Origin of the sequence: Pseudomonas entomophila (assembly GCF_013523125.1) — a bacterium.
Taxonomy (GTDB): domain Bacteria; phylum Pseudomonadota; class Gammaproteobacteria; order Pseudomonadales; family Pseudomonadaceae; genus Aquipseudomonas; species Aquipseudomonas entomophila_B.
The window spans coordinates 1-873 of sequence record NZ_JAAMQJ010000103.1 but is presented as its reverse complement, the minus strand read 5'-3'; the positions used below and the strand labels follow the sequence as shown (position 1 = coordinate 873).

2 protein-coding genes are annotated in these 873 nt (G+C 63.3%); both read right to left on the bottom strand.

Annotated elements, in window-relative coordinates; translation table 11 throughout:
• Positions 1-152 precede the first annotated feature (152 nt).
• On the bottom strand, positions 153-449 hold the full coding sequence (locus G7007_RS21755) for a phage tail assembly protein (RefSeq protein WP_181105167.1): 297 nt from the start codon (positions 447-449) through the stop codon (positions 153-155).
• 92 nt (positions 450-541) lie between these two features.
• Positions 542-873 (bottom strand): phage major tail tube protein (locus G7007_RS21750; RefSeq protein ID WP_181105165.1); only part of this gene is annotated, 332 nt, incomplete at its 5' end.

Here is an 873-nt window from a genome sequence, read left to right as displayed (position 1 = left end):
TAACGCTACCCTGCCCGCCATGGATACCTCCCCTGCCCGCTCAGTCCGTGAGCCACCAAACCATGTCGGCATACGACATGGTCATGATTTCTTGCGCGGAAAAATGCAGCTCGGACGCCAGGCGCCGGGCCGCATGCTTCAACGTCTGCGGGTTACAGTTCGTCCTCTCGCACCAGAAAGTTGTACCCGGTGGCCAGGCGGTTGTAGTCCTTGTAGGTCAGCCCTTCCAGATCCTTCACCCCCACCTCGGACAGGGAGGCGAACAGGTTCAGCTCGCGCTGCTCATCGTCGTCACCGCCGGTCTGCGTGGAGGCGCGCACGTCACGCACGGTGGGCGAGCGCATGGTGATGGTCTGCACGTTCACACCGTTGACCGCGCTCGGCTTGGTCAGGGTGACGGTGACGCTCTCGGCGCTCAGGTTCAGGTACTTCGGTACTGGCTTGCTCATGGGGTGGTGTCCTTGGGAAGTAATCGAGAGGCGGCCCAGGGTGTTGGGCCGCCAGATAGTCGGGGGGATAGGAAAGCTGAGGGATAGCGGGTTTACAGGCCGAGGTCGGAGCGCTGGCTGGCCAGCTGGTCGGTGCCGTTGATCACGCGCTTCATGCCGATCGGATCGATCTCGTAGATCAGCTCGCCGCCGACCTCGAGCTTGTAGTAGGCGACGGCGATGCCATGCTTGACCTCGGCCTTGTCGCCGGCCTTCCAGTCGCCCATGTCCAGTTCCTTGAGCAGGCCGCGCAAGGTAACGACGACCGCCTTGGTCGCGCCGCGCTGGCCCTTGAACGAGCCACGGAACGTGCCGTTGAAGGCGTTACCGTCGGCCAGGCCGAAGAACTTCAGCGACTCCTTGCGCACGCCGGTGGTGGTGAAGT

Bases quoted from the DNA above. Each gene is read 5' to 3' on its own strand.
- G7007_RS21755 (WP_181105167.1), bottom strand. From the start codon at position 449: ATGAGCAAGCCAGTACCGAAGTACCTGAACCTGAGCGCCGAGAGCGTC.